The 1,658-nt window shown below is 64.8% G+C and carries 2 protein-coding genes and 1 pseudogene; all 3 read left to right on the top strand.

What is annotated here, in order from left to right; genetic code table 11:
- A partial coding sequence (locus tag HP499_RS23970) for a resuscitation-promoting factor (protein ID WP_172326528.1) occupies positions 1-609 on the top strand: 609 nt, incomplete at its 5' end.
- A gap of 26 nt (positions 610-635) precedes the next feature.
- Positions 636-1,517 carry a 16S rRNA (adenine(1518)-N(6)/adenine(1519)-N(6))-dimethyltransferase RsmA gene (rsmA, locus tag HP499_RS23965; RefSeq protein WP_172326527.1) on the top strand — a complete coding sequence of 294 codons (882 nt, stop codon included), beginning with the start codon at positions 636-638 and terminating at the stop codon, positions 1,515-1,517.
- Positions 1,514-1,658 (top strand): annotated as a pseudogene (locus HP499_RS25335) (4-(cytidine 5'-diphospho)-2-C-methyl-D-erythritol kinase); the annotation flags it as partial. The gene rsmA and the pseudogene HP499_RS25335, both read left to right, overlap by 4 nt.

Genomic DNA, 1,658 nt, shown 5'->3' with positions numbered 1-1,658 from the left:
GGCGCCAACGACCGCATCTCCCAGCCCGGCAACGCGCCCATCGTTCAGGACATGGTGATCAAGGTCTCCCGCGTCGACACCAGCAAGACCGCCGAAGCCACCGAGGAAGTGCCCTTCGAAAGCGTCAAGACCGAGTCCGCTGAACTCTACAAGGGCGAAGAAAAGATTACCCAAGCAGGCGTAGCCGGTGCGCTGGTCAAGACTTTCAAGCTGGTCCTCGTTGATGGACGCGAAGCCTCACGCGCCCTCGTATCCAGCAATGTCACCACCAAGCCGGTCACTGAGAAGGTCAGCGTTGGCACCAAAGCACGCCCCGTAGCCACTCCGGCCAAGGCCGCGGCTGCTGCCTCCAGCGGCCCCACCGGTGCTCCCAACGAAGCCATGTGGGATCGGATTGCCCAGTGCGAGTCCGGTGGAAACTGGTCCATCAACACTGGTAACGGCTACTACGGCGGCCTTCAGTTCTCCAGCCCCACGTGGCTTGCCAACGGCGGCGGAGCGTACGCTCCCAACGCCAGCCTGGCCACCAAGGCGCAGCAGATCGATATCGCCAACCGCCTCTACGCCAAGAACGGCCTCCGCGACTGGGGCTGCGCGCACGCAGCCTGACCCTCCACAGGCGATACGATACCTAGGTGACTGAACCGAATTCCGAACCCGCCGCCGTCGCGCCTTTGCTGGGCGCCACAGACATCCGACGGCTTGCCGAGGAAATCGGTGTACGCCCCACGAAGACCCTGGGGCAGAACTTTGTGATCGACGGCAACACCATCCGCAGGATCGTGGCAGCCGCCAACATCGACTCCGATGAGACCGTGCTGGAAGTGGGCCCGGGGCTTGGTTCGCTGACCCTCGGGTTGCTGGACGCAGCCAAGACCGTTGTGGCCGTGGAGATCGACCCCGTGTTGGCGGAAAAGCTGCCGGCCACTGTACGCGCGTGGCGGCCCGGGGCGGAAGAGAACTTCCACCTGGTGCTGTCCGACGCCATGAAGGTCACCGAACTCCCCGTGCCGCCCACGGCACTGGTTGCCAACCTGCCTTACAACGTTGCCGTGCCGGTGGTGCTCCACCTGCTGCAGCACTTCCCGAGCCTGCAGCACGGCCTGGTGATGGTCCAGGACGAGGTAGCCGACAGGCTGGCCGCAACTCCTGGGTCCAAGATCTACGGTGTTCCATCGGTGAAGGCAGCCTGGTACGGGCACATGCGCAAAGCCGGCGTTATCGGGATGAATGTGTTCTGGCCTGCGCCGAAGATCCATTCAGGGCTCGTCGCGTTTACCCGCCATGACCCGCCCAAGACGCACGCCACCCGTGAACAGGTTTTCGCCGTCATTGATGCCGCATTTGCCCAGCGGCGCAAGACCCTCCGTGCCGCCCTTGCCGGTTGGGCCGGAAGCGCCGCGGAAGCGGAGCGATGCCTGGTTGCCGCCGGTGTGGATCCGACTGCGCGCGGCGAGGTGTTGGACATCCATGCCTACGTCAAGATCGCCGAAGCCCGCCACCCCGTGGACGCATGACCCCCGGTAACCGAAAGCCAAGCAGCCTCCCGTTCGTGGGGGATCGCTTCCATGCCCGCACAGTTCGCGTCAAAGCCCCGGGTAAGGTCAACGTCTCCCTGAGCGTGGGCCCGCTGCGCCCGGACGGCTACCATTCGGTGG

The sequence above is a fragment of the Paenarthrobacter sp. CM16 genome, from assembly GCF_013179505.1.
In the GTDB taxonomy this organism is placed as follows: Bacteria; Actinomycetota; Actinomycetes; order Actinomycetales; family Micrococcaceae; genus Arthrobacter.
Note: the sequence above shows the minus strand (reverse complement) of the source record. Positions and strands in the feature narration are given on the sequence as shown.